This window comes from Aporhodopirellula sallentina SM41 (assembly GCF_000346505.1).
Classification (GTDB): domain Bacteria; phylum Planctomycetota; class Planctomycetia; order Pirellulales; family Pirellulaceae; genus Rhodopirellula; species Rhodopirellula sallentina.
The window spans coordinates 1-5,537 of record NZ_ANOH01000089.1 but is presented as its reverse complement, the minus strand read 5'-3'; the positions used below and the strand labels follow the sequence as shown (position 1 = coordinate 5,537).

Sequence of the window (5,537 nt, the reverse complement as noted above, 5' to 3'; positions counted from 1 at the left end):
GTCCAAAAACGAATGCAAATGGGGTAACGTGTCGGCATCGTGATCTGAACTACCTCTTCGAGTGCGTTGACGCCTAGGAGTGCGAACGTTCGCTTAGCGGTGGCGTGGGGGCGGTAATCTTAACACAGTCACCGCTCCAATTGCATTCTTAGGTAACTCCGACTTTCTGGTTTGTCTAAACCGAGGCGTCCGGCCATACCCGAAACACGTGAACGTGCTTCAGCGATCTGCTCGTCGCTCGGTGTTGCCACCGGAAGCACACATTCGATCTCGGCGAACAGACCTGCGTTACCGTCTCGTTCGAGTGAGTCCACGGCATCAATCGTGACCGTCAGTGCATTCTCCGTCGCACCGATGCGATACGTTTGGCGTTGTTTGTTCACTGTCGCAACTTCGCGAAAACCGAGCACGTCCAACAGGCGTTGCATGTGGGAACCATCTTTGTCGCCTGGGTCGAGACGCCATTCCAACTCTTCGCGTGCCTTCACATCGCCGGGACGTTTCGTTCCTTTGTATGTCACCAACGGAACGTCGTCCTCTCGCCGGATCCGAAGAGCCTCGCCGGTTTGTACAAAATCACGGCACGGGTGGTTGTAGTACGTATCGCTGTTTGCCTTCTCGGACACGAACACAGCGTCCTCGGCCGCGAGGCGTTGGACCAATTGATCACAATCCTCAACGTAGTACTTCTGTTCGATCTCAAACATCAATGAATCCTTCAACGTGAACAAACAAACCGATGCGATCATCGACAGGCCGTAAACACAAAACCAACACGCATTGGCAAATCTTACCACCCCGCCGACAACGCCAACACGGTTCGCCAAACGTTTCGTTAGCTTGGTAGGCCGGACCAAGTGCCTGCGAAATTCCGGCAATTGCGACACTATCTGATGCGCGTCGCAAAGCCTCCTTCATCCGCCCTACGCGCATACTAAACAGCTAGTCAACCGATGTGGCATTGGAATCGGTAGCCTGCGGCGCGATCGGGTGCAGCAACGGTTGGCTTCCCTCGGTCGTCACCCACACACCGCCTTTTTCGTCGACTGCAATCGCTTCCACTTGTCGCAACCGTGGCATCTCAGTCGCCACGGGAAGCTGTCCGAGCTGATCGCTCAAACGAGAATATTCACCGCGTGGAAAACGGAACGCTTGGAAATAGCTGGCGATCCAGACATCGCCCGTCAACGGGTCGCGGTCCCCGCCGGTGGCCATCGGCAACGCGAGCGTCGTGATCTGGGTTGCCATGACTGTTTGCGGATCGCTCGCACCTTTCTCCGGTGCACGACTTGGTTCCGCTAACGAAGAAGCGATTGTACGGGAACGCTGCGCCGCCTTCTCCCACAGCGAATCATCCACCGTGTAGACCGCGGCAATCGGCAGTCGGCCTTTCGCGACCAAGACCGTGCATTCTTCCAGTGGGTCATACCAAACCGCTTCGCAGTCGACCGGTCCGCCGGGGAACCGCACTCGCAGAACCTCGCAATCCGCTTTGTCCAGCTTCGTATTGTCGTGCGGGTCAGGCTCGTCGAAACGATACAGCGAAATAAACGGACGGACGGCATCGTTGTCCCCGCAGTCGGCAATAATCAGTTTCGCCGTCTCGTCTTTCGTCACCGGAACGCTCGCCATCGCCTCCCAATCGATCGCTCGGACACCCGGCAATTCGCAACGCCCGGTCGCTTCGCCGCTGGTCCGGTCGAAACAAAATAGGCGAGCACGGTCGCCCGAATCGTTGTGCGTCCAAACGCAATTGAGGTCTCGGAAGGAAAACCCCAACCCGCTGCTCTCGTTGAGTTGCGGGGCACCGAGCAAACGAATCGATTGGGTCTCGGTATTCTCGGCAAAACACCACCCAACGATCGCGAGAAACGTCGCCATCAACATGCTGCTTCGGAGACTTCGGTCATTCAGCGGACCGAGCAGTTTCCTACGACGATGAGTGAATGTCTTCACGCGATCACCATGTCAGCAGGATTGTCGATCGGCACCGTTTCCAACTTCGTTCGCACCTCGCGAGCGACCTCGGCTGAGTCTGCTCCGGCGATCGCGCCCGACATCGCGACTCGTCCAAAGCCCGCTCGGACGACTTGGTCGATGTTCGACGCCCCGATTCCGCCAATCGCAAACGCGGGGCGTGTTTCCGAGTGATCCGCACGGCTACTGATCTCCCGGCTGACTTCGCAAAGAAAATCGCATCCCGGAAACCGTTCGAACTGTTTTGTAATGCCCGGGAACACCGGCCCGCAACCGATGTAGTCCGCTGTCGACGCGAACGCCTCACGGACTTGGTGGATGTCATGCGTCGACAAGCCAACGATCGATTGCGATCCAACAATGCGGCGCACCTGACCGACCGGCAGTTCCTCTTGCCCCACATGGACTCCGTCGGCGTTAGACGCGGCGGCGATGTCCGCCCGATCATTGATGATCCACAGCACACCGAGCCGACCCGTTACCGCCGTTCCGGCTACGGCTCGTTCGAACAGGGTGCGATCATCGAGCGAGCGATCTCGCAGTTGAATGATGTCGACGCCCGCATCGGCGAGAAGACCGATCCGTTGCACCATGGCGGTTTCGTCTTCGCCACCGTCGATCAATGCGTACACGCGTGCTCGCTGCAAACGCGACAGCCGATCTCCGCCGAGCACGCAAACCTGTTCCAATTCGGCAAAGACATCATAACAACGGTATCGAATCTGCTCGACGCGTTTGGCCATTTCGGCGTCGACGATCTTGCCGTACTCCTCGAGGCAACGGAGTGCTTGTTGCGTCCGTCCCGTTCCGGCGGAGACGATGTGCCGAACGTTGCTGCGTTGATGTTCGCTCTGAGTCGTGGCGTTGGTTCCGACGTCTCCCGCGGTATCCCGGGCACGCAGCAACTGCATTCTCGGCAACAACTGAATCGCCGTCGCAAGGTCATGCCGCAGCGTTTTCAACCGCGACGTCAACGCATGAGCGTTCAACACGAAGCGGGCCGTCTCCTCCAACGTCCGAAGCCCTTCCGCCGCACGATTCGCGTTCGCATCGAGAACCCGCATGATCGTGTCGGGGTATTCCCTGTCGACGGGGTGATGGTCTTCGTCGGGATTCATCTTTGGCCACACATTTTCAATTTTGCACAACGGACTGCTGAAGTGTCCATTCGGCCATTATTGCAGCATTCTCTGATTCGCGAACACCACATCCCCGGTTCGCCGCATGCCTCACTTCGCCATACACATCCGGCAGGTCCCCCTTCTGAGTCGCCGGCACGATCACCGCCGGGGCATGTACAGGTCGACTTGGGTCTCCTGGAAAACTCGCCATTTGACGCCATGACGCCACAACCGAAAGTACGGCGAGAACGGATCATCGACGCGGGTTCCAATTCCGCCACGTCGATAAAGCGACCACATCAAGTAGTCTCGCAGCATCGCGTCACAGTTGATGAAGTAGAAAGGACTCCGCAATGAAGAGGCAACGTGATGGTCCGGTGCCGCACTTTCGAGCCATTTAGGGATTTCCTCATTGAGCAGCACCAACAGTTCCGATTTCTCCGCGGCGACCTTCGGGTGTTTTGGCGGGATTCCTTCGAGGACGCGGATACGTTCGATCGCTGACAATTTTTCCACCGCGTTGAGTTTGCCGAGCGTTTCGCCGAGCCGTTTGAGTTGTTCGATCCATTCCTTGCCCGCAGACTCGACCTCCGCGGGATCGATCTCGGCCGGGCTGCGGACGACAAAGAACGCATCCTTTCCTCCGCTCGGACGTCGGTCGTCGCCCGCCACGTCGAACAACCTTTCGAGACGCTCGTGCACCTCGTCACCACCAGCGACTCCACTGAAAACCCCGGCCAGCCCCCGACCGTCCGGACGAAAGGACTGAAAGTAGCCGATCAGATCGTCAGCATTTCGTAAGTCTTCCGGGTTCTTGCCGACGCTGTCTCCCATCCGCTGCAACATCTCGCGGTGCTCGTCATTGAGTTCGTCAAACGCAGGCGTGGTCAGGGAAGAATCAGTCATGAAACGTTCAGCGGCGGAGAAGCAGTGCAGTAAACGAAAGGGAGTATCAGGACGAAAAACGACTGCGTCAGCCGTTTCCGAACACGGAATCGTGACGCAAGATCGCGAACCGCGACAGCCTACGAAAACAGAAACCGGACATCAAACGTGATGTAGTCGACGCCGCGAGACTCCGGTGACCCGAAAGTCGGCGAATCCAGCCCGGGAAGACGGAGACTGAATTGCGTTCGCAGCGCGGACTCACGCACTTCCCTGAACCGAACAAACCACGCTGGAATCAACGGCTTTTAGGGGCGGAAGCCTCCAAAACGTCACGACAGCGGGCGGCGAAGACACCCCGATCCAAACGTCTCGCTGGTGATTTGACGTTTGCAAACAGGCCTGTCTTCAAAGCGGAATTGGACGCGAAAGACCGCAGGACAAACAGGCCTCAGAGTCCACCAAAGCAAGCGCAAACTCCCCCGCCTGCCTGTGTTTCCAACCATATAGGTGGTATAGGCAGTCTGGCAAAGTGAAAATCCGCCCCTTTGCGAGCCCTCAAAAGCCGCGCAATCCGCATTATCGCCAGAATCGAAAAAAGCCTCCCGAATCGCTTGCACGACATGGAGGCACTCATACAATCCTCGCCAGCCTGCTTCAACGGCACGCCCAGGTCAGTTTCACCACCCTCCGTAACCCGGAAGGCTTCCTGATTCTGCCGAGCTGTTTCTCAGGCCAAGGTCATTTCCGACGTCCGCGTGGAGTACGCCGACGGGAGCCGACTTTCTGGAAGCCATTATGTTGCCGCTTGGTGACACACACACGGAAGGGAGTTTTTCCAGTGGTGTGTCTCGGGAGGCCGTACATCTTGTCCTGACAGTTACTTTTCTCCTTTTGTATTGAGTCCGTTTTCTTGACGTGTTCGGTCGCGGTTGATCGCGACAATGATCGGTTGAGATTCGTTTGGCGTAAGACTCGCCTGGCTCTCCAGACGGCATGGTGCCGCCGCTGTCCTGACAAGCTAACTTGCACTAGGAAGCATGGAATGTTGTCACTGTTCTTTGGTCTCACACTCGTTTTCGTTACCACCGGCGTTGCCACTGCAGAACCGGCGATTGAAAAGAGCACTCACTCGAGTGACCAGAACTACACTTTGGCGTACAAGCAATCAGTCGAAGAAGACAAACCACTCATGGTCGTAGTCGGCGCACCTTACTGCCCGGCCTGCCAAGTACTCAAACAAACCACGATCGCTGACATGAGCCGATCGGGTGAATTGGACAGCGTCAGTCTCGCCGTTGTCGATCGCGATGCCGAACCTGAATTGGCAAAGCAGTTAATGGCTGATGAAAAGATGATTCCTCAAATCATCGTCTTCAGCAAATCGTCAGACGGTCACTGGAAACGACGTCGCTTGATGGGATACCAACCGATCCAGCCCGTCCGCACACTGTTGCAAAAAGTCCGCGATCTCGGCCGCGGCTAGATCGTTAGTATCAAATGTAGGACGGATGGAGAACGCGTCGCGTCTCCAATCCGGCTGGGGCCGCTGAT

At 57.1% G+C, this 5,537-nt stretch carries 5 protein-coding genes; 1 reads left to right on the top strand and 4 read right to left on the bottom strand.

Features of this window, described 5'->3' with window-relative positions:
• Positions 1-128: 128 nt before the first annotated feature.
• The 4 genes from cyaB to RSSM_RS04825 all read right to left on the bottom strand — a co-directional run bounded on the left by cyaB (position 129) and on the right by RSSM_RS04825 (position 4,004).
• Positions 129-707: a class IV adenylate cyclase gene (gene cyaB / locus RSSM_RS04840; RefSeq protein ID WP_044301156.1), complete on the bottom strand. Its 579-nt coding sequence runs from the start codon at positions 705-707 to the stop codon at positions 129-131.
• A 235-nt stretch (positions 708-942) separates the two neighbouring features.
• Positions 943-1,956, bottom strand: a complete 1,014-nt coding sequence (locus RSSM_RS04835; protein WP_008675178.1) for a hypothetical protein — start codon at positions 1,954-1,956, stop codon at positions 943-945.
• Positions 1,953-3,095 carry a thiamine phosphate synthase gene (locus tag RSSM_RS04830; protein ID WP_008675176.1) on the bottom strand — a complete coding sequence of 381 codons (1,143 nt, stop codon included), beginning with the start codon at positions 3,093-3,095 and terminating at the stop codon, positions 1,953-1,955. Before RSSM_RS04830 ends, RSSM_RS04835 begins: the two co-directional genes overlap by 4 nt.
• A gap of 162 nt (positions 3,096-3,257) precedes the next feature.
• On the bottom strand, positions 3,258-4,004 hold the full coding sequence (locus RSSM_RS04825) for a hypothetical protein (RefSeq protein WP_008675174.1): 747 nt from the start codon (positions 4,002-4,004) through the stop codon (positions 3,258-3,260).
• Positions 4,005-5,028: 1,024 nt separating this feature from the next.
• Here RSSM_RS04825 and RSSM_RS04820 point away from each other — a divergent pair.
• Positions 5,029-5,469 (top strand): thioredoxin family protein, encoded by a 441-nt coding sequence (locus RSSM_RS04820; RefSeq protein WP_008675171.1) that lies wholly within the window; start codon positions 5,029-5,031, stop codon positions 5,467-5,469.
• Positions 5,470-5,537: the final 68 nt, after the last annotated feature.

Excerpts from the sequence above, each read along its gene's own strand:
- cyaB (WP_044301156.1), bottom strand. The coding sequence starts at position 707 with ATGTTTGAGATCGAACAGAAGTACTACGTTGAGGATTGTGATCAATTG.
- RSSM_RS04830 (WP_008675176.1), bottom strand. The coding sequence starts at position 3,095 with ATGAATCCCGACGAAGACCATCACCCCGTCGACAGGGAATACCCCGAC.
- RSSM_RS04825 (WP_008675174.1), bottom strand. The coding sequence starts at position 4,004 with ATGACTGATTCTTCCCTGACCACGCCTGCGTTTGACGAACTCAATGAC.
- RSSM_RS04820 (WP_008675171.1), top strand. The coding sequence starts at position 5,029 with ATGTTGTCACTGTTCTTTGGTCTCACACTCGTTTTCGTTACCACCGGC.